The following is a 22184-nucleotide window of genomic DNA, read 5'->3' as shown; positions in this document are numbered from 1 at the left end:
TCAGGCCGCCTTTGCCGGTTCGAGCGCCGGTGCATCCTGGAGCTGCGGCACCTCGACAAGATGCGGCACCGTCGCCTGCGCGCCGGTCCATGTGAGGAGCTCGAGCGAGCCGTCGTTGCGCTCGGCGATGGCCGAACAGCTTTCCACCCAGTCGCCGCTGTTGACGTAAAGAATGCCGGCCCGCTGCGCGATCTGGGGATGGTGGATGTGCCCGCAGACCACCCCGTCGCACCCCATGCGCTCGGCTTCCGACGCCAGGGCGGTCTCGAAGGCACCGATGAACGACACGGCGTTCTTCACCTTGAGCTTCGCCCAGGACGAGAAGGACCAGTAGCCGAAGCCGAAACGGCGCCGCAGCTGGTTGAACACGAGGTTGATCGCGATCGCCGCGTCGTAGGCCCAGTCGCCGAGATAGGCGATGAGGCGTGCGTTTCGCACGACGACGTCGAACTCGTCACCATGCATCACGAGGAGCCGCCGGCCATCGGCCGTCTCGTGGACGTCGGTCAGGCGAACTTCGATCCCGCCGAAATGCTGACCCGGGAAGCCGCGCAGGAACTCGTCGTGGTTGCCGGGAACGTAGATGATCTGCGTGCCCTTGCGGGCTTTTCGCAGAAACGCCTGGACGACGTCGTTATGCGACTGCGGCCAGTGCCACGCGCGCTTGAGCCGCCACCCGTCGACGATGTCGCCGACGAGGTAGATCTTCTCCGCGTCGTGCGATGCGAGGAACGCCAGCAGCGGCTCCGCCTGCGCGGCCTTGGAGCCGAGATGCACGTCGGAGATGAAGAGCGTCCGGAAATGCCGGTGTGAACCCGGCGGTGTCGTCGGCGTCATGGGCGTCGACCCCTTCGCTTGCCAATGGTGCGAGAGTCGCCGCTTTGCATTGCATCCATGTGACGCCGGGCCCATTCGGCTGAAGGTTGTTTACCACCGGCCCGGCTGGCATTAGTCGGACGACGCATATCGATACCGGCCCGGCGCATCACGGCGGCGCGGTCAGAAGGACGGAGAATCACTGATGGCGAGCGCCGACGAGACCAGGACGGACACCGCGAAGCGGGATCTGGACGAGCAGGCGCTCTTCTACCATCGCCATCCGAAGCCCGGTAAGCTCGGCGTGCATGCGACCAAGCCGCTCGGCAACCAGCGCGATCTGGCGCTCGCCTATTCGCCGGGCGTCGCCGCGCCCTGCCTCGCCATTGCCGACGATCCGTCGGTGGCGGCCGACTTCACCAGCCGCGCCAATCTCGTCGCCGTGGTATCCAACGGGTCTGCGGTCCTCGGCCTCGGCAACATCGGCCCCCTCGCCTCCAAGCCGGTGATGGAGGGCAAGGCGGTCCTGTTCAAGAAGTTCGCCGACATCGACGTCTTCGACATCGAGATCGACGCGACCAGCATCGAGCGGATGGTGGACGTTGTCTCGGCGCTGGAGCCGACCTTCGGCGGCATCAACCTCGAGGACATCAAGGCGCCCGAGTGCTTCGAGGTGGAGGAGCAGCTCCGCGCAAAGATGGGGATTCCCGTCTTCCACGACGACCAGCACGGCACGGCGATCATCGTGGCGGCTGCCGTGCGCAACGCTCTGCTGCTGGCCGGCAAGCGCATCGAGGACGTGCGGATCGTGACGTCCGGTGCGGGCGCGGCTGCGCTCGCCTGCCTCAATCTTCTCGTGTCGCTCGGCGCCAGGATCGAGAACATCACCTGCACCGACAAGGACGGCGTCGTCTACGAGGGCCGCGAGAAGGGAATGGACCGCTGGATGGCGGTCTATGCCAAGGCGACGGAGGCGCGCACGCTGTCCGATGTCATCGGCGGCGCCGACATCTTCCTCGGCCTGTCCGCCGGCGGCGTCCTGAAGCCCGAGCTTCTCGAATCGATGGCCGAGAAGCCGCTGATCATGGCGCTTGCCAATCCGACGCCGGAGATCATGCCCGACCTCGCGCGCGCCGTGCGCAAGGACGCGATGATCTGCACGGGACGCTCGGACTTCCCCAACCAGGTCAACAACGTCCTCTGCTTCCCCTACATCTTCCGCGGCGCGCTCGACTGCGGCGCCACCTCGATCAACGAGGAGATGAAGATCGCCGCTGTGGATGCGATCGCCGCCCTGGCCCGCGAAGAAGTGTCCGAGGTCGCGGCCAAGGCCTACGGGTCCGAAACGCCCGTCTTCGGCCCGGAATACCTGATCCCCTCGCCGTTCGATCCGCGGCTGATCCTCAAGATCGCACCCGCCGTAGCTCGCGCGGCGGAGGCGACGGGCGTCGCGCTGCGCCCGATTGCGGACTGGGACGCCTATCTCGACCGGCTGAACCGGTTCGTCTACCGCTCCGGTCTCGTGATGAAACCGATCTTCGCGATCGCGCGAAACTCGGAGAAGCGCGTCATCTTCTCCGACGGCGAGGACGAGCGCGTGCTGCGCGCCGCGCAAGTCCTTCTGGAGGACAAGGTCTGCCGCCCGATCCTGATCGGCCGCCCGAGCGTCATCGAGACGCGCCTCCAGCGCTTCGGTCTGCGGATCCGTCCGGCGCAAGACTTCGAGGTCGTGAACCCGGAAGACGATCCGCGCTACCGCGACTATGTCGACCACTACTTCTCGAAGGTCGGCCGCCGTGGCGTGAACCCGGATACGGCGCGCGCTCTCGTGCGCACGAACACCACCGTGATCGGCGCGGTGTCCGTGTCGCGCGGGGACGCCGACATCCTGATCTGCGGCCTCGCCGGACGCTTCTCGCGCCAGATCCGCGATATCCGCCAGATCATCGGCGTGGCGCCGGGCGTCGGCCGCTTGTCGGGCCTCAGCCTCCTGATCTCGCAGAACGCCACGACCTTCTTTGCCGACACCTACGTGCAGGACAGCCCTTCTGCCGAGAACCTCGCCGAAATCGCGCTCCTCGCAGCGCGGATGATCCACCGCTTCCGCATCCAGCCGCGTGCGGCGCTCCTGTCGCATTCCAACTTCGGCACGGCCGACACGCCGGACGCGCGAAAGCTGCGGGCCGCGCTGACACTGGTTCGCGAGGCGATGCCGGACCTCGAGATCGACGGCGAGATGCACGGCGACGCGGCGCTGTCGCGTGAGCTGCGCCAGCGGGTCATGCCCAACTCCACGCTGACGGAGGACGCCAACCTCTTGCTCTTCCCGACGTTGGACGCAGCCAACATCACGATGAACGTCGTGAAGTCGATGACCGACGCCCTGCACGTCGGCCCGATCCTGCTCGGCACCGCCAAGCCCGCCCACATCCTGACGCCGTCGGTCACCTCGCGCGGCGTCGTCAACATGGCGGCGATCGCGGTGGCGGAAGCCGTTCAGCGCGACGAGGAAGCCAAGGGCTGATATCGGGCTGGCCCGGCGCCCTCAGGGGCGTCGGGCGGTGGCGCGCTCGACGCCGATCAGCGGCAGAAGATCGGCCAGCTCCGGACCGTGCTCCAGGCCGGTCAAGGCGACGCGCAGCGGCATGAACAGCGCCCGGCCCTTGCGCCCGGTCTCGGCCTTGACCCGGTCGGTCCAGGACTTCCAGGTCGTGCCATCCCAGGGTGCGGGCGGCAGGAGATCGAACGCGCGCGCCACGAACGCCCGGTCATCGTCCGAAAGCTCGGGTGCGGTCGCCGGTTGCCCGAACACGATCTCGCGCCAAACGGCGGCGTCCCGGACGCGGGCGCAGTTGCGCCGCACTGCGCCCCAGAACGCCTCGGCTTCGTCATCCGGCACACCGAGATCGCGCAGGCGCTCGGCCACCGTCGCATAGGGCATGGCGTGGACGAGTTCGGCGTTCAGCCGCTCCAGTTCGGCGGGATCGAATTTCGAGCTGGATGCCGAGACATGTCCGAAATCGAGCCGTGTTCCGAGCGCCGGGAGATCCGGCATCGCCTCGATCGAGCCCGACAGCCCGGTGAGAACCGCAAGCGAGGCGACGGCCATTGGCTCGAGCCCGTCATCGCGCAGCGAACGCAGCGAAAGCGCGCCAGTGCGCTTCGATAGCCCCTCGCCGTCGATCGTCGTCAGGAGGTTGAAGTGTCCGAAAGCGGGCACCGGGTGATCGAGTGCCTCGAAGATCGCGATCTGGACGCCCGTATTCGTCACGTGATCGTCGCCGCGCAGGACGTGCGAGATCCCCATTTCGCCGTCGTCCACGACCGAACAGAACGTGTAGAGGTACGTGCCGTCCTCGCGCACGAGGACGGGATCCGACAGCGAGGCGAGGTCCACCGTCTGGAGACCGCGCACGACGTCGTCCCAATGGACGTCCGTGCGCGACGGTCGAAGCGGATCGTCGACGAAGTTCGGAAGCCGGAAGCGCCAGTGAGGCCGAAGGCCCTCCGCTTCCAGCCGCGCGCGATCCTCTCCGGTGAGACGAAGCGCCTCCCGCCCATAGACGGGCGGCTGGCCCCGGGCCATGCGGCGCTTGCGCATCCGCTCAAGCTCGTCGGCGGTCTCGTAGCAGGGATAAAGGACCCCGCTGTCGCGAAGGAGATCGGCGGCCGCATCGTAGTGCGACAGGCGATCGGACTGCCGCGCGACGGCGTCGGGCCGGATGCCGATCCAGGCGAGATCGTCGGCAATGGCTTGCGCGTATTCCGGCTTGGATCGTTCGCGATCGGTGTCGTCGTAGCGCAGCAGGAACCGGCCGCCATGCGCCTGCGCGAAGAGCCAGTTGAACAGGGCCGGCCGGAGGTTCCCGATATGGAGGTATCCGGTGGGCGACGGGGCGAAGCGAACGAACACGGTCATTGCTCCGCGATAGACCCCGACGCCGCGCGTGGCAATCGAGGCGTCAGGCGCCGGACCGCGAATGCCGCTGCGACCAGAGGGACAGGACGATCGCCCCCGCCAGGCAGTAGCATCCCATGGCCGCGATCTGGAGCGGATAGGATACGCCTCGATCGATCAGAAAGCCGGTGAGACCGGGGCCGAGCGCGCTGCCGAACACCAGCATCGACAGGACGACGGACCGAATCGCGCCAAGATGGCGCACACCGTAGAGTTCCGGCCAAAGCGCGCCGAAGAGGGTCGCCGCGAAACCGTTGGAGATTCCGACGAGCCCCATGAAGATGAAGACCGCAACCGGGGACACGACCAGCGAGATGACGAAGCAGGCAAAGGTCAAAGGGAGGAGGAAGAACGGCAGGACCCGCACCGCGGTGTAGCGATCGATCAGCCAGCCGCACGTCAGCGCGCAAGCCGCCGTGGCCGCCGACATGAGCACGAAGCCGGACGCGAACAGTTCCACGGGCCAGCCTCGGAGGTTCGAAAGGTAGATCTGGTGGAAGAAGATGGTGGTGACGATGAAGGGCGGTGCGACGACACCGGCGCAAAGAAGGTAAAAGCTCGGGCTCCTCATGACCTCGTACAGCTGTCGGTCGCCGGCTGCGGTCTTCGGCGACGCGGTGCCCCCGGTCCCCTGCGGATCCCGCTCTCGACTGACGAGGGCGTAGATGACAGGCAACCCGAACGCGACAAGGAACGCGGCGGACGCAAACCAACTCCCCCGCCAACCGACCAGGCCGACCATTGCGATGAAGATCAAGGGCAGGCTCGCCTCACCGGCCTGATAGCCGATCGTAACGTAGGAGACCGCCCGCCCGCGCTGGGCAAGAAACCAACGCCCGACGGCGGTGAAGGCCGTCTGGGACATCATTCCCTGCCCGCAGAGGCGCAGGAGATACAAGGCGACGAGGAGCAGCGGAACGGATGGCACGGTCGCCATGACGAGACAGGCGGCCGCCAGCCCCAGGATCGTGGCCGCAGCGACGTATCGCGTCGAAAAGCGGTCGATCGCTCGCCCGAGGAACGGCAGCGTCACGGCGCTGGCAAGCGTCGCCAGCATGTAGAGGAGCCCGAAATCGCCGTGGCTCAGACCGAGCTCGCGTCGGATGTCGCCGCCCGACAGCGAAATGAAGAAGGTCTGGCCGAAGGACGAGCAGAGACACAGGAGAAACGCACCTCCGAGCCATCGTCCGTTCGCGAGAATGAAGGATCCGGCACCATCGGTGCCTCCTGGCGTGCTCAAGCGAAGCTTCCCGCCTTGAAGGGCGCGGGCCAGCCGAACAAGGTAGATCCACCGAGCCAGACCGCGAGGATCGCGGCCAGCGCGAGAAAGAATAGCGCGAGGTAGAGTTGTCGCGCGGCATGGCGCCGATTCGGTTCCAGCTGTGGCCCGTACCCCAGAGGTCGCGTCACGTCACGCCAAGCCTGCTTGTCCGGCCGCCATCCGGATCCCGGTTCCATGCGAATGCGACGCAGGGCCAGCGCAAAGCGTACGAGGAACAGGATTCCGACCGCGAAGGCCGCAGCGAGTATGTCCGTCGGGGCCGGAAGCTCCATGGCGTTCATCTGTCCGGGTTCCTCTCAGCCGCCCTGTGACGGCGCGACTGCTGCGCTCCGTCGTATTTCGGCGGTGTGACAGCATGCCATCGGGGCTCACGCAATGGAGAGATGCGGCCTTGGCGCTTGCCTCCCCTTTGCAAATCGCGCATTCCGCCCGACATAGGGCGCGACGGGATAGCCTCGCATGACGACGCCTGCGGAGACCGCGTGTACGAAATCCTCTCTCTGATCGACCGGTTCGGTCCCGGCATCGTGTTCGCCGGGACGTTCTTCGAAGGTGAGGTCTTCGCCATCATCGGCGGCTTCCTCGCCTATCGCGGTTCCTACCCGATCGAACTGATGGCCGGCCTCGCCTTCGTCGGATCGTTCTGCGGCGACCTCGCGGTGTTTCTGTTCTCGCGCTACTTCTCGGACAGCCGCTGGGTCGTGCGGTGGAAGAAGAAGCCGAAGTTCGCCAAGGCTTTGCGGCTCGTGGACCGGTTCCAGGCCTACTTCGTGATCGTGAACCGCTACGTATACGGCTTGCGCATGCCGGGGTTGATCGCGCTCGGCCTGTCGTCCATCACGGTTCCGCGTTTCCTGATCCTGAACTTCATTGGCGCCGGCATCTGGGCAGGCCTGTTCACCACGATCGGCTACGTCTTCGGCTATTCGATCACGTCCGTCTTCCTGCGTCTGGAGCAGATGGAGCACGGCGTGATGATCGGGCTGGCGATTCTCCTGGGTCTTCTCGGACTGTTCTTCGCCTGGCAGCAGGGCGGCTCGGTGGTGCGCGACAAGCTCTTCTCGCGCGGGCGCGACGACGACGACGGCGAGGCGCTGGAAGCCGTCCGGTCGCAGGCGCCGACAGCGAAGCGCGAACCGAAGGACTGAGTCTCGGCGCCAGAATGGCCGCCAGACGAGAAAGGCCGGATGATCCCATCCGGCCTTTCGCTTGTTCCGATCTGAATGCCGATCGGCTCAGAAGCCGACGGCCTGCGGAGGCCGATAGGACTCCTGCTCCTTCTTGATCCGCTCCGCGGTGAGGAAGGCGAGTTCCAGCGCCTGGTTCGCGTTGAGCCGCGGGTCGCAGTGCGTGTGGTAGCGGTCCGACAGGTCCTCCGCGAGGACAGGCCGAGCGCCGCCGGTGCATTCCGTCACGTCCTTGCCGGTCATCTCGATATGGATGCCGCCCGCGTGCGTGCCTTCGGCGCGATGAACGTCGAAGAAGCCTTCGACCTCCGAGAGGATACGGTCGAAGGGCCGGGTCTTGTAGTCGTTCACGGTGATCGTGTTGCCGTGCATCGGATCGCACGACCACACGACCTTGCGACCTTCCTTCTGCACGGCGCGGATAAGGCGCGGCAGGTGTTCGCCGACCTTGTCGTGGCCGAAGCGGGTGATCAGCGTCAGCCGTCCCGCTTCGTTCTGCGGGTTCAGGATGTCGATCAGGCGAAGCAGTTCGTCGGACGAAAGCGACGGGCCGCATTTCAGGCCGATCGGGTTCTTGATGCCGCGGCAGTATTCGACATGAGCGTTGTCCGGCTGGCGTGTGCGATCGCCGATCCAGATCATGTGGCCGGAGGTCGCGTACCATTCGCCGCTCGTCGAATCGACGCGCGTCAGCGCCTCCTCGTAGCCGAGAAGCAGAGCCTCGTGGCTGGTGAAGAAGTCGGTCTCGCGCAGCGACGGGTGGCTTTCGGAGTTGATGCCGATCGCCCGCATGAAGTTCATCGTCTCGGAGATGCGGTCGGCCAGCTGGCCATAGCGCTCCGCCTGCGGGCTGCCGGACACGAAGCCGAGCATCCACTGGTGCACGTTGTCGAGATTGGCGTAGCCGCCCTGTGCGAAGGCGCGCAGGAGGTTCAGCGTCGCCGCCGACTGGCGATAGGCCATCTCCTGGCGCTCGGGCGCGGGCACGCGAGAGGTCTCGTCGAACTCGATCCCGTTGATGATGTCGCCCCGGTAGGACGGCAGCGTGATCCCGTCCTTCGTCTCGTTGCCGGACGAGCGCGGCTTGGCGAACTGGCCCGCGATACGGCCGACCTTCACCACGGGCGAGGACGCCGCGAAGGTGAGGACGACGGCCATCTGCAGGAAGGCGCGGAAGAAGTCGCGGATGTTGTCGGCGCCGTGCTCGGCGAAGCTCTCGGCGCAGTCGCCGCCCTGAAGGAGGAAGCTGCGGCCTTCGGCGACTTCGGCGAGCGCCTTCTTCAGCTTGCGCGCCTCACCTGCAAAAACCAGCGGCGGAAAGGAGGCCAGACGCTTCTCGGTTTCCGCGAGCGCCGCGAGGTCGGGATACGCCGGCACTTGCTCGATGGGCTTTGCGCGCCAGCTCGACGGGGTCCAATCCTTGGCCATGACTTCTCCTCTACCGATCGACGGCCCGGTTCCTGTTTCTCGTTCGGGCGAAAAGGCTCGAGGCGGCGAGGGCCGCCCGAGCGATCGGTCGCGGCTTACTGCCACGAACCCATGCGTTTGTCACCAAAGGGTTGACGGCTGCGCGTCAGCCGGCGTCCACGATCCGTGCGCCGCGCTCTCGTACGAGCCGGTCGAAAAGATCGGCTTCCGCCGGAGACACCGTCACCGGGCGCGGATAGCGCGGGTTCGAACGATCGGCCGATATGGCGGTCTCGAACCCTTCCGTTTCCGCGACAAAGCGTGCGACCCCCTCCTCCCCGTAGAGCGACAGGAAACCCTGGAGAACGGCGTCGAGATAGGATTGGAGGATCGTCGCGCCTGCCTCGGCCGCATCCGGCTCCGCCGGCGAGGCCTCGTAGATGAAGAGCGGCACATCTTGGGATGCGGCGTTCTCGATGCGAACATGGCCGGGCATCACGACGCGGCGCGCATAGCCCGCTTCCCGTTCATCCACCGCCGGAAGATGATCGGCGCGGTCGTAGACCACGACACCCTGCGTCTCGAAATCCTCGTGCGGCCGGACCGACAGCAGCGCGGGCATCGGTGCCGCGCGCGGCATCCAGAACCGCCGCCAGCCGGTGACGGACGCCCGTCGGATGCCGAGGAACTTCGTGCGCAGCGTCGCGCGATTGACCAGCGAGCCGTAGCCGAAATAAGCGACGACCCGACCATCGGCAGCCAGCGAGGCGAGGTCCGGATCTTCCGGATGGACGGCGATCCCTTCAGCGGTTTCAGGCATCGATCCGCTGCCCGTCGCGCAGTCGGTAGCTCGGATCGTAGAGCGTGACGAGTTCCTCGGCCGCGCTGGGGTGCAGCGCCATGGTGCGGTCGAAGACGTCCTTGGTCAGCCGTCCCTTCACGCACACGCCCAGGATCTGGACCGTTTCGGCGGCGTCGGGTCCGAAGATGTGCGCGCCGACGACGCGGCGCGACGCAGCGTCGACCAAGAGCTTCATCAACGTGCGGTCCTCGCGACCCGACACGGTGTTGCGCATCGGGCGGAACGAGGTGCGGTAGACTTCGACCTCCGCGAAGGCCTTGGCCGCCTCGGCCTCCGTCATGCCGACCGTGCCGATCTCGGGCTGCGAGAAGACGGCGGTCGGAATGTCCTTGAGGTCGGGCTTGGTCGGCACGCCGCGGTAGACCGTATCGACGAAGCACATGGCCTCGTGGATCGCGACGGGGGTCAGCTGTACGCGATTGGTGATGTCGCCGAGCGCCCAGATATTGTCCGCTGTGGTCTTGGAGTAGTCGTCGACCCGGATCGCGCCCTTCTCGTCCAACTCGACGCCCGCCTTGTCGCAACCGAGATCGAGCGTGTTGGGCATGCGGCCGATCGCGAGCATGACCTCGTCGGCGTCGAGGACGGTGCCGCTCTTCAGCCGGGCCTGGAAGCGGTTGTCCGCCTTCTGGTCCACCTCAACGATCGTGTCCTCGCACAGGACGCGGATACCCTTGCGGACCATCGAGTCCTGCAGTGCGTCGCGGAGGTCGTCGTCGAACCCCTGCAGGATCTTCTTGCCGCGATAGACCAGCGTCACGTCCGATCCGAGCCCGTTGAAGATATGCGCGAACTCGATGGCGATGTATCCGCCGCCGAGGATGACGATCGATTCAGGCAGTCGCTTGAGGTGGAACGCCTCGTTGGAGGTGATGCAGTGTTCGGCGCCCGGCAGCCCCGGGAACGGGTTGGCGCGCCCGCCGGCCGCCAGGAGGATGCGTTCCGCCGTCACCACTTTGTCCGTGGCCAGGAGGCGGATCTCGTGTGGGCCTTCCAGCACGGCCCTGGTCTTCAGGATCTCGGCGCCGGCGTTGGAAACGTTGCGACCGTAGATCTCTTCCAGCCGATGGATCTCGCGGTCCTTGGCTGCGATCAGCTCGGCCCAGTCGAAGCTCCGCTCGCCGAGCGTCCAGCCGAAGCCCTTCGCATCCTCGAACTCTTCGGCGAATTTAGAGGCATAGACCATCAGCTTCTTCGGAACGCACCCGCGAATGACGCAGGTCCCGCCGAACCGATACTCCTCGGCGATCGCGACCTTGTGGCCGAGCGCGGCAGTCTTGCGGGCCGCGCGCACGCCGCCGGAGCCACCACCGATCACGAAGAGATCGAAATCGTATCCGCCAGACGCCATGACCGCTCCTGTTGCATGGAAAAAGGGGCGACCGAAGCCGCCCCTTGCGTTCGATTATAGGGCCGTGATGTCGGCCGTCACTGCGTCGAGGACGCCGTCGCCGGAGGCGCGAGCTTGGCCGCCGCGTTGATCGTGGCGTTGCGCAGATCGCGCACGATGCCGCTCGCCCAGACGTCGGCGGCCGCCATCATGTCGCGCGAGGCGGTCGGCCCCTGCGCCAGAAGCTTCTTGCCCGCTTCGGTCTGGTAGAACTGGCCGATCTCGCGCAGCTCCTGCTCGGTGAAGAGCTTGGCGTAGATGCGGGCGATCTCGCTTTCCAGATCGCCGCGGCGCGGCGCCAGCTTGAGCGCCTCGTCGTCCACCATGTTGGAGATTTCGGCCTGCAGGTTCGGATTGTTGATGATCAGCTCCGCCTTGGCCTGCGTCGCCGCGTTGAGGAGGATCTGATCGAACTGCTCGGTCGTGTCGAGCGCGTCCACCGCTTCCCGCGCGGCCGCCAGGTGCGAGGGGCTGACCTCCTGCGCGAAGGCCGGAGCCGCGGACAGGCCGAGCAGCGCGACGGAAACGCACAGTCCGCGACGCAGTGTTTCGCTAGGAAGCTTCAAGTTCCCACTCCATTCGTCTTGATGAGGCTCTTGCGGCCCAAGTGCCAAACTCTGAAATCCATCGCAAGCCCCACAGGGCCTCCCACGGCCCGGTCAGCGCGGCGCGACGTGTTCGATCCCGTCCGGTCCCGCCAGGAGGGCGGCGTTCGCCAGCCCGAGGAACAGGCCATGCTCGACCACGCCCGGAATTGCATGAAGGGCGGCCGACAGCGCTTCTGGATCGGGAATACGGCCAAAAGATGCGTCCACGATGAGGTGGCCGCCATCGGTGACGAACGGGCTCTCGCCGATCTTGCGCAAAGCGAGACCACCCGTCAGGCCGAGGAGGTTTCCGGCCTTCTCGATGGCGATCAGCGAGGAGACGATGCCGAAACCGTTCACCTCGATCGGCAACGGAAAAGCGCCAAGCGTCTCGACCTTCTTGGATACGTCGGCGATCACGAGCATGCGTGCCGAGGCAGCCGCGACGATCTTCTCGCGCAGGAGCGCCCCGCCGCCGCCCTTCACGAGGCGCAACTGCCCATCCAGCTCGTCCGCGCCGTCGACGGTGAGGTCGAGTTCCGGCAGCTCCTCCAGCGTTGCGATGGGAACGCCGAGTTCGCGGCACAGCGTCGCGGTGCGCTCCGAGGTCGCCACGCCCACGATGCGGAGCCCCTCGCTCACGCGCCGTGCGAGGGCCCGCACGAATGCCGCGGCGGTCGAGCCCGTGCCGATGCCGAGACGCATGCCGGTCTCGACTTCGGCCGCCGCCGCCTGCCCGACCTGTTCCTTCAACGACGCCGCGTCCATGACTGCATTCCTCTCCAGATCCGTGCCCGGCTCTAGTCGATCACGGCGGCGAGGCAAAGCGGCGACGGCGTCGGCGCATGCAACTCTTTGTTGGTGAATCGTGCCTTAACCTGTGGCCCGAATGCTCCAGCGCGGGGTGGAAGCGCGGTTCAGGCGCGGTGAAACCTCGTTCGCCGGCCTCGGTCGCTTGACCCGGCATCAACGCTCGCCAAAGTCCACGACGATGAGTTTCGCACGTTCCGTTCCCCTCGCCCGCCCCGCCCTGCTCGCACCCTCGCGCGGCCATGCGGCGACCCGCGAGCGGCCGCTGGAAGGGGCGACGGTGGTCTTCGATCTCGACGGCACGCTCGTCGACACGGCGCCGGACCTCACTCGCGCGCTGAACCACTGCCTCGCCTTCGCCGACCTTGCGCCGACCACGCTCGAAGCGGTGCGCCCCCACGCCGGACACGGCGCGCGCGCGATGCTGACATCAGCCTATCAACGCGCCGGCCGATCCTTCGACGCCGACGACCTCGACCGGCAGACGGCACGCTTCCTCGCCTATTACGGCGACCATATCTCCGTCGCCTCCACGATGTTCCCCGGCGCGCTCGACACCCTCGATCGGATGACGGACGCCGGCGCGACGCTGGCCGTCTGCACCAACAAGACGGAAGCCCTCGCCATCAAGCTCCTGCGTGAGATGGGTCTCGCGGAGCGTTTCGCCGCGATCTGCGGGGCGGACACGTTCATTGCCCGGAAGCCCGACCCGATCCACCTGTCCGGCACGATCGCGCTGGCCGGCGGCCGGGCAGAGTGCGCCGTCATGATCGGCGACACCGATACCGACATCGAAGCGGCCAAGCGCCTGGGCCTTCCGTCCATTCTTCTCGGCTTCGGCTACGACGCCGACCGTGCGGCGCGCGAGAAGGCGACGGCCATCGTTTCCCATTTCGACGAGATCGACGTCGCCCTCGTGGAGCGTCTCGTCCGATAGCGCCGGAGCGGCAACGAGCGGATTGACGAGCCCGGCGTTGCCCACTATAGGCAGTCTCGTTCGCAGACGGCACCGACCGGCGCGACGGGCGATTAGCTCAGCGGGAGAGCACTGCATTCACACTGCAGGGGTCACTGGTTCAATCCCAGTATCGCCCACCATTCCCCACCTTTCCACGAACTGCCGATGACGCGACGGGCCGGGATCGAACCGTCCCTTTCCGCGTATCCTATTTCCAGGACGGCTCCTCGAGGGGGATTGCCGCGATGTCGGCGGTCCAGGCCTTGTGCGACGCGTCGGATGGCGCGCGCCAATCGCCGCGCGGCGACAGGCTGCCGCCGGCCGAGACCTTCGGGCCGTTCGGCATGGCGGTGCGCTTGAACTGCGCGGTCTGGAAGAATCGCACCAGGAACCGTTCCAGCCAGTGACGGATGGTGGCGAGATCGTATGCGTTCTTCGCCGCTTCCGGGAAGTTCGCGGGCCAGCGTCCGGCCGCTGCATCGCGCCATGCATGCCAGGCCAGAAACGCCACCTTGGACGGAGGCTGGCCGTAGCGCATCGTATGGAACAGGAAGAAGTCGTTGAGTTCGTAGGGGCCGATCTTGGCCTGCGTGCTCTGGATGGCCCCGCTCGCGTCGGCCGGCACCAGCTCGGGCGAAATCTCGGTGGCAAGGATCGCTTCGAGCACTTCGCCTGTCGCCTCGTCGAACTGGCCGCTCGCGACTGTCCAGCGGATCAGGTACTGGATCAGCGTCTTCGGAACGCCTGCGTTGACGTTGTAATGGCTCATCTGGTCGCCGACGCCATAGGTGCACCAGCCGAGCGCCAGTTCCGACAGGTCGCCCGTGCCGATCACGAAGCCGTTGCGCTGGTTGGCGAGGCGGAAGAGGAAGTCGGTTCGAAGCCCCGCCTGCACATTCTCGAAGGTGATGTCGTAGACGGGTTCGCCCTTCGAGAAGGCGTGGCCCATGTCGCCCAGCATCTGGCGTGCCGTCGGGCGGATGTCGATCTCGCCGGCCTCGATGCCGAGCGCGCGCATCAGCGTCCAGGCGTTCGCCTTTGTCTCCTCGCCCGTCGCGAAGCCCGGCAGGGTGAAGCCGAGTATCGCAGTGCGCGGCAGGCCCAGCCAGTCGCAGGCCTTGGCGGCGACGATCAAGGCATGGGTCGAATCGAGACCGCCGGAGACGCCGATCACCATCTTGTCGCCAGGCGTCGACTCGAAGCGCTTCACCAGGCCGTGCACCTGAATGTTGAAGGCCTCGTAGCAGTCGGCGTCGAGGCGATCCTGCGCGTTCGGCACATAGGGGAAGCGCCGAACGGGTCGGCGCAGGCCGACATCGGCAAAACCCGGTTCGTGCGGGAAGCGGACGCGCCGGAACTCCTGCTCCGGGTGCCCGTCGAAAGCGGCCGCGTCGTTGAAGGTCGGGGTGCGCATGCGCTCCAGACGCAAGCGCTGGAGGTCGACGTCGGCCACGGTCAGCTGCGGCTCACGGGCGAAACGCTCGGATTCCACGAGAAGGTCGCCCATCTCGTAGATCACCGCCTGTCCGTCCCAGGACAGATCGTTGGTGCTCTCGCCCGCACCAGCTGCGGAATACATATAGGCCGCCATGCAGCGCATCGCGTGCGCGGCGGTGAGGACATGCCGGTCGGCCGACTTGCCGACGACGATCGGAGACGCCGAAAGATTGCAGAGCAGGAGCGCACCGGCTAGCGCCCCTCGGATCGAGGGCGGGTTCGGCGCCCAGTAGTCCTCGCAGATCTCGATATGGAAGACGAAGTCGCGCAGATCCTCGGCCTCGAAGACGAGGTCCGTACCGAACGGAACGATCTCGCCGGCAATGGCGAGGTCCTCGCCGACGATGCCGTACCCGGAGGCGAACCAGCGCTTCTCGTAGTACTCCCGATAATTGGGCAGGAAGATCTTCGGCACGATCCCGAGGATGCGACCGCGCGCGATCGCGAGTGCGCAGTTGTAGAGACGGCCGTTGCGGCGGAGCGGGGCGCCCACGAGGAGCACCGTGGGCAGCTCGGCGCTGGCATCGCGGATACGGCCGACTGCCTCCTCCACGCGGTCCAGCAGGGCGTCCTGCAGGTGCAGGTCATCGATGGCGTAGGCCGAGATCGACAACTCGGGATAAACCAGGAGATCGACCCCCTCCCCAGCCGCCCGTCGCGCTTCCACCAAGATCGCCTCGGCATTCGCCGCGGGATCCGCCACGTGCACGCGCGGCGTCGAGACCGCGACGCGAATGAAGCCGTGGGCATGCAGGGCTGCGAAACGGCGTGCGCGTTCTTCCGGGTTGGTCAGCGACAAGGCCAAGTCGATCTCCGATACTCGAACGCGGCACTGGGCTCCGCCCGGCCTCTTCGGAAAAGGTTAAGTCCGATTCGGGCGGGCCGTTCCACCCATTCCGCCCACCAGCCATCCGCCTGTTTTGGGCGGAACCGCCGGGCTGACGTCCGCGCCCTCACGACTGGGAGAGACGGGATGAGAGGCGATAGGAAACTTGGTCACGGTCCGTTTGTGGGGAACTTCGCCACTCCGAAGTCGGCGTGCAGCTCAACGTCCGAAGGAATACAGGACGTCATCCTCGCATTGTACCGCCGACGTTACGGGCAGCCGCTTGAAACCGCGTCGATCGAGAGCGCGATCGAGGACCGGGTGCGCGGTCAGGCGTCGATGTAAGGCGCCGGTTCCGGAGACGGAAGGCGCTGGAATGCCGCGAGCCGGTCGAGGGCCTTCGTGCGGGAGGAGGCCAGGTGACGCGCAAGGCTCTGCGTGGCGGCTTGCACCTCGCCCCGCCGAAGCGCCTCGATGACCTCGACATGCTCATCCATGAACCGATCCAACGCGGCGGTCGCGCCCAGTGCGCGCTGGACGTGCTTGCCGGAGAGCATGACCGTCCGGCTCCGGCGCAACGCTTCGCCGATCTCCGGATTCGTCGCAAAGCCGAGGCAGGCGACATGGAGATCCTCCTCCAGTCGGTCGAGTGTCGCCGCGTCGAGATCGGGCCACTTGCCGGACGCCTCGCAATGCCGCGCGTTCACCGTTGCCAGGAGTTCAGGCGGGATGCGCGGTGCGGCCTGCGCGAGGGCCACCGGCTCCAGGAGCAGGCGCAGTTCGTAGAACTGGTCGACGCGCTCATGCCCCAGCGGAACGATGGTCCAGCGGGAATTGTCACCCTTCTCCAGCAGTCCCACCGCCTGCGCACGCAGAAGGATGTCCCGCGCGACGCTGCGGCCGATGTCGAGATGGCGCGACAGGGCCAGTTCGTTGACCCGAAACGCCCCGCGCAGGGAATGAAGGATCAGCTCCCTTTCGACGCCGTAGTAGAGGGCATCCGCGGTTCGCTCGTGGATCGAGCCGAGGGCGATGGCCGAAAGGTTGAGCATCGCGGGTGTGACTGCGGCGCGGTTCGGCGCAGCGTTGCCGACGACGAGGCCCCGACCGTCGAACCGTCGCACGAGACCATCGGCTTCGAGTTGCGCCAGCGCCTGTTTCACCGGCGAGCGGCCGGCGCCGAACAAACGCGAAAGCGGCACCTCGGACAGGACGAGACCCGGCGGGAGGCGACCCGCGTCCATCGCAGAGCGCAGGACCCCGGCGATGCGTTCGTATGTCGGTCGCCTCGCGCTCCCCTCGCCTTGCGGCATGTCGTTCAGGTGATCGCGCCGAGTTGCCAGGGAACGAACTCGTTGTCGCCGTAGTCGTAGATCTCGCTCTGTGTGCGCTTGCCGGACGCCACGGCGAGGATCGTCTCGAACATGCGGGTGCCGGATTGCTCGATCGTCTCCTCGCCGGTGACGATGCCCCCGCAATTGACGTCCATGTCGTCGCTCATGTGCTCGTACATGGCGTTGTTGGTGGCGACCTTGATCGTCGGCACCGGTTTCCAGCCCGACACGGAGCCGCGTCCGGTGGTGAAGACCAGCATGTTGCAGCCGCCGGCGATCTGGCCCGTCACGGCCACCGGGTCGTAGCCCGGGGTGTCCATGAACACGAAGCCCGTCCGGTCGATCGGCTCGGCATATTCGTAGACCGCCTCCAGCGGCATCGAGCCGCCCTTGGCGACGGCGCCGAGCGACTTTTCCAGGATGGTGGTCAGCCCACCGGCCTTGTTGCCATGAGAGGGATTGTTATTCAGCTCCGCGCCGTGACGGGCGGTGTACTCGCGCCACCACTCGATCCGGTCCACCAGTTTCTGGGCCACGGCCGGGGTCGAGGCCCGGCGGGTCAGGAGATGCTCGGCCCCGTAGATCTCCGGCGTTTCCGCCAGACACGCCGTGCCGCCGTTGCGCACGAGAAGGTCGGACGCATAGCCGAGCGCCGGGTTGGCCGAGATGCCGGAGTAGCCGTCCGAACCGCCGCATTCTAGCGCGAGCTTGAGCTTCGAGAGCGGCTGCTCGGTGCGCTCCACGGCGTTGATCGTGGGCAGCATCTCGTTGATGATTGCGCTCGCCTCTTCGACCGTTCTGCGCGTGCCGCCGAGCTGCTGGATCGTCATCGTCCGCATCAGCGGCCCTTCCTCCAGCCCGTATTTCTCGGTGATGAAGGAGATCTGGTTGGTCTCGCATCCCAGACCGATCATCAGGATGCCGCCGAAGTTCGGGTTGCGCGCATAGCCCGAGAGCGTGCGCGCGAGGTAGGTGTAACCCTCCGTCTTCAGATTCAGCGCGCATCCCTGGCCATGCGTCAGTGCCACCACGCCGTCGACGTTCGGGAAACCGTCGAGACCGCCCTTGCGGTTGAAATGGTCCGCGATCGCGCGCGACACCGTGGCCGAGCAGTTCACCGACGAGACGATGCCGATATAGTTGCGCGTGCCGACCTGCCCGTCGGCGCGGGGATAGCCCATGAAGGTGCGTCGCTCGGCTTCGGGCAGAAGCGGCGTCGGCCGCGCATCGGCGGCGAACTCGTGATGCACGTCGCTATCCAGCATGCCGAGATTGTGGAGGTGGACGTGGTCCCCGGGCGCGATCGGCCTCGTCGCATAGCCGATCACCTGCCCGTATTTCAGGACGCGCCCGCCCTCCTCCACGGTCCCGATCGCCACCTTGTGGCCGCTCGGGATTTCCGCCATGGCGCGGATTTCGCCTACGCCCACATGCTCGCCGACGGCGATGGAGCGTCGCGCGACGACGACATTGTCGCTTTCGTTGAGACGGATGGTGGGCGAGACGTCGAGGACAGCCGACATAGCAGACTTCCGGCGCTTGGAATGGTTATTGTCGGCAATGATCATTTCAAGCCGCGGCGGTTAAGTCAATTCATTGCGGGATGACGCACCGGGCGTCGCCTCCCGATGAGATGCATCGAGTTCGGGGGGCACGAAACCAGCGCTTAACGATGACGCGAGAATGGGGGCTCGGCCTAGGGAACCATTCACGCCCGCACGCGACAGTTGCGGGAACGACACTGGACCGTCGATCATGATTCTCTCCATTCCAACACTGCAGTTTACGGACTTCGTCGTCTTCCTGACGTGCGGTGTCGTGCTCGGCTGCTGCTGGCTGCTCCGGCGGGACAAGGTTCATCACCTGTTCTTCGGAGCGAGTTTTCTCGTGTGCGCCGTCATGTCGGTCTGGTTCGTCGACTTCGGCCGCTACGGGAGCGTCTGGTCGCCCCTAGGCTGGTCCACGGCCGGAATGCTGTTCTGGGTCGGCCTGCGCTTGTTCGACGGGCGACCCGCGATGACCAGGTACATGGCCATCTTTGCGGTCCTTCCGACTGGTGTCCACGTGGTGCTCGATCTCGCCGGTTTCGGCGCCGAGGCCATCAACACCGGAAGCACCATCGCCTACGCCGTACACGAGGCTGCGGTCGCAGCTTACGTCCTGTCCACCGGCACCGGCCAATCGCCGATCCGCAAAGTGATCGGCGGTTCGTTGGCCATGATCGGCGTGGTGATCTGCCTGCCGTTGCTGCCCGTATCCATCTGGTCGCCGGAGGTGCCCATCGTCTCGATCTTCGTGGTCGACCAGGTATCGTCGATCCTGCTGACGACGGCGATCCTGGCGCTGGAAGCGGAAAAGGCGCACGCCGCCCTTGCCAGGCAAGCCCTCCACGATCCGCTCACCGGCGCCCTCAATCGCGCGGGCCTGATGCGGACCACCGAAACCGATGACCGCGCCAGCGGCGTCGTCGTGGTCGATCTCGACCACTTCAAGCGCATCAACGACCGCTACGGACATGCGGCGGGTGATCATGTGCTGGTGAGATTCGCCAAGCGCGCGGAATCGATCCTTCCGGTCGGCGGTCGCTTGGCGCGTTTCGGCGGCGAAGAGTTCGTGATGATCCTGCCGGGCCACGACCGAATCGCATCGACGCTATTCGCGGAACGCCTGAGGCTCACGGTCAGCCGGATGCCGATCGATTGGAACGGCGACGTGATCCGGCTTTCGGTGAGCGTCGGTGTCGCTTGGGCCGACCGCGGTATCAGCGTTCCGGCGGCCGTCGAACAGGCCGACAAGGCGATGTACGCAGCCAAGGCGAACGGACGCGACCAGGTGCGGGTGGCCTGACGATTGGATGCGGAGACGGCGCGATCGAATGCGGCCGCTCCTAGACCTCCAGACCTAGCTACGCGCGAGCTTCGGCTGGGTCTTGGCGGGCGTCGTGCTTGGCCAGCAAGGTCACATGACACCGGCGAGGCTCATGCCTTCGCCGATAGGCACATTTCACGACTTCGAAGGGGTCCAGCGGAAAACAGCGGTTCCGCAGCGCGATGCGCGCAGGTACCCTCAAGGGCGGTTGCCCGGCTCTTGCCGGTCGCACCCGCTCTGTTCGATGGGCCGCTGGAAACGGATCACGGTGACTGCCGGATATTGGTCGGAGCGAGAGGATTCGAACCTCCGACCCCCTGAACCCCATTCAGGTGCGCTACCAGGCTGCGCTACGCTCCGACGAGAGTTTCCCTAATCAATGCGAGGCCCCGATGCAAGGGCGAAGACGGTGGGAACGCCGTCAACGCACCTGATCGAGGAGACGCTTGAGTTCCAGAAGCTCGAGGATGACCCCATTCAGCCGATCCACACCGTCGCGCGACAGCGCGGCGCTGGGCGATCCCCCGTGTGCGTCGCGATCCCGACGCAGGAGGTTCGACAAGCCGCTCCGACGCTGCTCCGGCACCGGTTGATCCGACGCGTCGTCTTCCGGTTCCTCGTCGAGCACGTCCGGCACGGCGTTCGGCTCCACGCGTTGCGCCTTGCCGGCCTGTAGTCGATCGAGGCCGGACAGGTCGCCGGCCCCGATCGCCATGACAGCGCGGTGGCCGCTCTCCTTCAGGATTCGCTGGACGCCGCGGATCGTGAAACCGCGGACGTAGAGAAGATACCGGATGCCCTTCAGAAGCTCGACGTCGTCCGGGCGGTAGTACCGTCGGCCGCCGCCTCGCTTCATGGGCTTGATCTGGGGAAAGCGCGTTTCCCAGAAACGCAGGACATGCGGCGGGAGGTCGAGTTCTTCCGCCGCTTCGCTGATGGTGCGGAACGCGTCCGCGCTCTTCTCGGTCATCGGGCGAAGGATGCCGTCACTCGGCCGCTCTCAGCGCAGGCTGCTCGTCGGCACCGCGTTCCTCGTGGGCTTCCAGGATTCGATCCTTCATGACGTTGGATGGCTTGAACACGGCGACGCGGCGTGGAGAGATCGGCACTTCCTCACCGGTCTTCGGATTGCGCCCGACCCGCTCGTTCTTGGCTCGTACGAGAAACGAACCGAAGGAGGAGATCTTCACGGCTTCGCCTCGTGCGATCGTCGCGCAGATCTCTTCCAGGATCGACTCGACCAGATATGCCGACTCGGATCGGGAAAGCCCGATCTTGCGGAAAACCGCTTCGGCGAGATCGGCCCGCGTCACCGTCCTGTCTCCCATGCGAAACCCCTGCTGAAACCGAACCGGAACCCCCGCCCCGAGCGACGAAGCGCTTCGGTTAGCCACCCGGAAAATACCGAAAAGGCAGGGTGAATCAAGCGCGTCCGTCACCAGCGGACGACAACCGCGCCCCATGTGAAGCCGCCGCCCATCGCCTCCAGGAGGACGAGGTCGCCGGCGCGAATGCGTCCGTCGCGAACAGCGTGATCGATCGCCAGCGGGATGGAAGCGGCGGATGTGTTGCCGTGCTGATCGACCGTGATGACCACCTTCTCGATGGCGATGCCGAGCTTCTTGGCCGACGCCTCGATGATGCGCCGGTTCGCCTGATGCGGCACGAACCAGTCGATATCGCCTGGTGTCAGGGAAAGCGCTTCGAGCGATTCCTCGACGACATCGGTGATCATGCCGACGGCGTGCTTGAAGACCTCCCGTCCCTCCATCCTGAGATGGCCGACGGTGCCGGTGGAGGAAGGGCCGCCATCGACGAAGAGCTTGTCGCCATGCGAGCCGTCGGCGCGCAACCGGGAGATGAGCACTCCCGGACCGCTCGGATCGCCTTCCTGTCGCTCGAGCACGAGCGCTCCGGCCCCATCGCCGAAGAGCACGCAGGTCGTGCGATCCGACCAGTCGATGATGCGGCTGAAGGTTTCAGCGCCGATGACCAGCGCGCGCCGCGCCATACCGGCCTTGAGGTAGAGGTCGGCCGTCGTCAGCGCGTAGACGAACCCGCTGCAGACCGCCTGCACGTCGAAGGCGAAACCCTTCGTGATGCCGAGGCGACGCTGGATCTGCGTGGAGGACGCGGGAAACGTGTTGTCCGGCGTGGCCGTCGCGAGGATCACGAGGTCGATGTCCTCGGGAACCAGTCCGGCCGCATCCAGCGCCCGGCGCGCCGCCGCCTCGCCGAGCGAAACCGTGGTCTCGCCGTCGCCGGCGATATAGCGCTGACGGATGCCCGTGCGCTGTTGAATCCACTCGTCGCTGGTGTCGATCCGCGCCTCGAGATCCTTGTTGGTGACGACTGCGCGCGGCAGCGCCGAGCCCGTGCCGCGCACGACGGAACGAAACAGG

At 66.3% G+C, this 22184-nt stretch carries 19 protein-coding genes and 2 tRNA genes; 5 read left to right on the top strand and 16 right to left on the bottom strand.

The window, feature by feature from the left end:
- Nucleotides 1-837, bottom strand: coding sequence for a UDP-2,3-diacylglucosamine diphosphatase (locus AUL34_RS07735; protein WP_061932875.1), 837 nt, complete (start codon nucleotides 835-837; stop codon nucleotides 1-3).
- 184 nt (nucleotides 838-1021) lie between these two features.
- On the opposite strand from AUL34_RS07735, the gene AUL34_RS07730 reads away from it, so the two are divergent.
- The gene (locus AUL34_RS07730; protein WP_061932873.1) at nucleotides 1022-3340 is read left to right on the top strand and encodes an NADP-dependent malic enzyme; all 2319 of its coding nucleotides are present in this window, start codon (nucleotides 1022-1024) and stop codon (nucleotides 3338-3340) included.
- Nucleotides 3341-3361: 21 nt separating this feature from the next.
- Here the strand turns inward: AUL34_RS07730 and gltX are convergent, their stop codons facing one another.
- From gltX to AUL34_RS07715, 3 genes are read right to left on the bottom strand one after another with little or no spacing between them, the layout of a single operon-like run.
- The gene (gltX, locus tag AUL34_RS07725) at nucleotides 3362-4735 is read right to left on the bottom strand and encodes a glutamate--tRNA ligase (protein WP_061932871.1); all 1374 of its coding nucleotides are present in this window, start codon (nucleotides 4733-4735) and stop codon (nucleotides 3362-3364) included.
- Nucleotides 4736-4778: 43 nt separating this feature from the next.
- Nucleotides 4779-6014 carry an MFS transporter gene (locus AUL34_RS07720; RefSeq protein ID WP_061932869.1) on the bottom strand — a complete coding sequence of 412 codons (1236 nt, stop codon included), beginning with the start codon at nucleotides 6012-6014 and terminating at the stop codon, nucleotides 4779-4781.
- Nucleotides 6011-6337, bottom strand: a complete 327-nt coding sequence (locus AUL34_RS07715; RefSeq protein WP_061932867.1) for a hypothetical protein — start codon at nucleotides 6335-6337, stop codon at nucleotides 6011-6013. The genes AUL34_RS07720 and AUL34_RS07715 overlap by 4 nt, the downstream gene beginning before the upstream one ends.
- A 201-nt stretch (nucleotides 6338-6538) precedes the next feature.
- On the opposite strand from AUL34_RS07715, the gene AUL34_RS07710 reads away from it, so the two are divergent.
- Nucleotides 6539-7204: a DedA family protein gene (locus tag AUL34_RS07710; RefSeq protein ID WP_061932866.1), complete on the top strand. Its 666-nt coding sequence runs from the start codon at nucleotides 6539-6541 to the stop codon at nucleotides 7202-7204.
- 87 nt (nucleotides 7205-7291) lie between these two features.
- Here the strand turns inward: AUL34_RS07710 and AUL34_RS07705 are convergent, their stop codons facing one another.
- From AUL34_RS07705 to rpiA, 5 genes are all read right to left on the bottom strand, one after another.
- Nucleotides 7292-8671, bottom strand: coding sequence for a class II 3-deoxy-7-phosphoheptulonate synthase (locus AUL34_RS07705; protein ID WP_061932864.1), 1380 nt, complete (start codon nucleotides 8669-8671; stop codon nucleotides 7292-7294).
- Between the two features lie 145 nt (nucleotides 8672-8816).
- Complete coding sequence (locus AUL34_RS07700) at nucleotides 8817-9470, bottom strand: gamma-glutamylcyclotransferase family protein (RefSeq protein ID WP_082653228.1); 654 nt, start codon at nucleotides 9468-9470, stop codon at nucleotides 8817-8819.
- A complete protein-coding gene (gene gor / locus AUL34_RS07695; RefSeq protein ID WP_061932862.1) occupies nucleotides 9463-10863 on the bottom strand; it encodes a glutathione-disulfide reductase in 1401 nt (466 codons plus the stop codon). Before gor ends, AUL34_RS07700 begins: the two co-directional genes overlap by 8 nt.
- A 77-nt stretch (nucleotides 10864-10940) precedes the next feature.
- Nucleotides 10941-11468, bottom strand: a complete 528-nt coding sequence (locus tag AUL34_RS07690) for a DUF2059 domain-containing protein (RefSeq protein WP_061932860.1) — start codon at nucleotides 11466-11468, stop codon at nucleotides 10941-10943.
- A 93-nt stretch (nucleotides 11469-11561) separates the two neighbouring features.
- On the bottom strand, nucleotides 11562-12257 hold the full coding sequence (gene rpiA / locus AUL34_RS07685; RefSeq protein ID WP_061932858.1) for a ribose-5-phosphate isomerase RpiA: 696 nt from the start codon (nucleotides 12255-12257) through the stop codon (nucleotides 11562-11564).
- A 223-nt stretch (nucleotides 12258-12480) separates the two neighbouring features.
- On the opposite strand from rpiA, the gene AUL34_RS07680 reads away from it, so the two are divergent.
- Entirely contained in the window at nucleotides 12481-13236 is a 756-nt protein-coding gene (locus tag AUL34_RS07680) for an HAD hydrolase-like protein (protein WP_061932968.1), read from the top strand.
- An 86-nt stretch (nucleotides 13237-13322) separates the two neighbouring features.
- Nucleotides 13323-13397: transfer RNA gene (locus tag AUL34_RS07675), tRNA-Val, on the top strand.
- Between the two features lie 68 nt (nucleotides 13398-13465).
- Here AUL34_RS07675 and AUL34_RS07670 read toward each other — a convergent pair.
- The 3 genes from AUL34_RS07670 to AUL34_RS07655 form a co-directional block, all read right to left on the bottom strand.
- Entirely contained in the window at nucleotides 13466-15559 is a 2094-nt protein-coding gene (locus AUL34_RS07670; RefSeq protein WP_244492480.1) for an NAD(+) synthase, read from the bottom strand.
- Between the two features lie 350 nt (nucleotides 15560-15909).
- Nucleotides 15910-16893: a GntR family transcriptional regulator gene (locus tag AUL34_RS07660; protein ID WP_061932854.1), complete on the bottom strand. Its 984-nt coding sequence runs from the start codon at nucleotides 16891-16893 to the stop codon at nucleotides 15910-15912.
- Nucleotides 16894-16898: 5 nt separating this feature from the next.
- Entirely contained in the window at nucleotides 16899-18437 is a 1539-nt protein-coding gene (locus tag AUL34_RS07655; RefSeq protein WP_061932852.1) for a UxaA family hydrolase, read from the bottom strand.
- Nucleotides 18438-18669: 232 nt separating this feature from the next.
- Between AUL34_RS07655 and AUL34_RS07650 the strand changes: the two genes are divergently transcribed.
- Entirely contained in the window at nucleotides 18670-19761 is a 1092-nt protein-coding gene (locus AUL34_RS07650) for a GGDEF domain-containing protein (RefSeq protein WP_061932850.1), read from the top strand.
- Nucleotides 19762-20065: 304 nt separating this feature from the next.
- Here the strand turns inward: AUL34_RS07650 and AUL34_RS07645 are convergent.
- The 4 genes from AUL34_RS07645 to AUL34_RS07630 form a co-directional block, all read right to left on the bottom strand.
- Nucleotides 20066-20142 (bottom strand) — tRNA-Pro (locus tag AUL34_RS07645).
- A 61-nt stretch (nucleotides 20143-20203) separates the two neighbouring features.
- Nucleotides 20204-20752 carry a MerR family transcriptional regulator gene (locus AUL34_RS07640; RefSeq protein WP_061932848.1) on the bottom strand — a complete coding sequence of 183 codons (549 nt, stop codon included), beginning with the start codon at nucleotides 20750-20752 and terminating at the stop codon, nucleotides 20204-20206.
- Between the two features lie 16 nt (nucleotides 20753-20768).
- Nucleotides 20769-21110: an integration host factor subunit alpha gene (locus AUL34_RS07635; RefSeq protein WP_061932846.1), complete on the bottom strand. Its 342-nt coding sequence runs from the start codon at nucleotides 21108-21110 to the stop codon at nucleotides 20769-20771.
- A 107-nt stretch (nucleotides 21111-21217) separates the two neighbouring features.
- A complete protein-coding gene (locus AUL34_RS07630; RefSeq protein ID WP_061932965.1) occupies nucleotides 21218-22183 on the bottom strand; it encodes a beta-ketoacyl-ACP synthase III in 966 nt (321 codons plus the stop codon).
- Nucleotide 22184 lies beyond the last annotated feature (1 nt).

It is taken from the genome of Aureimonas sp. AU22, assembly GCF_001463745.1.
GTDB lineage: Bacteria > Pseudomonadota > Alphaproteobacteria > Rhizobiales > Rhizobiaceae > Aureimonas.
Note: the sequence above shows the minus strand (reverse complement) of the source record. Positions and strands in the feature narration are given on the sequence as shown.

Coding starts and splice junctions, on each gene's coding strand:
- AUL34_RS07735 (WP_061932875.1), bottom strand. CDS start 837: ATGACGCCGACGACACCGCCGGGTTCACACCGGCATTTCCGGACGCTC.
- AUL34_RS07730 (WP_061932873.1), top strand. CDS start 1,022: ATGGCGAGCGCCGACGAGACCAGGACGGACACCGCGAAGCGGGATCTG.
- gltX (WP_061932871.1), bottom strand. CDS start 4,735: ATGACCGTGTTCGTTCGCTTCGCCCCGTCGCCCACCGGATACCTCCAT.
- AUL34_RS07715 (WP_061932867.1), bottom strand. CDS start 6,337: ATGAACGCCATGGAGCTTCCGGCCCCGACGGACATACTCGCTGCGGCC.
- AUL34_RS07705 (WP_061932864.1), bottom strand. CDS start 8,671: ATGGCCAAGGATTGGACCCCGTCGAGCTGGCGCGCAAAGCCCATCGAG.
- AUL34_RS07700 (WP_082653228.1), bottom strand. CDS start 9,470: ATGCCTGAAACCGCTGAAGGGATCGCCGTCCATCCGGAAGATCCGGAC.
- gor (WP_061932862.1), bottom strand. CDS start 10,863: ATGGCGTCTGGCGGATACGATTTCGATCTCTTCGTGATCGGTGGTGGC.
- rpiA (WP_061932858.1), bottom strand. CDS start 12,257: ATGGACGCGGCGTCGTTGAAGGAACAGGTCGGGCAGGCGGCGGCGGCC.
- AUL34_RS07680 (WP_061932968.1), top strand. CDS start 12,481: ATGAGTTTCGCACGTTCCGTTCCCCTCGCCCGCCCCGCCCTGCTCGCA.
- AUL34_RS07660 (WP_061932854.1), bottom strand. CDS start 16,893: ATGCCGCAAGGCGAGGGGAGCGCGAGGCGACCGACATACGAACGCATC.
- AUL34_RS07655 (WP_061932852.1), bottom strand. CDS start 18,437: ATGTCGGCTGTCCTCGACGTCTCGCCCACCATCCGTCTCAACGAAAGC.
- AUL34_RS07650 (WP_061932850.1), top strand. CDS start 18,670: ATGATTCTCTCCATTCCAACACTGCAGTTTACGGACTTCGTCGTCTTC.
- AUL34_RS07640 (WP_061932848.1), bottom strand. CDS start 20,752: ATGACCGAGAAGAGCGCGGACGCGTTCCGCACCATCAGCGAAGCGGCG.
- AUL34_RS07635 (WP_061932846.1), bottom strand. CDS start 21,110: ATGGGAGACAGGACGGTGACGCGGGCCGATCTCGCCGAAGCGGTTTTC.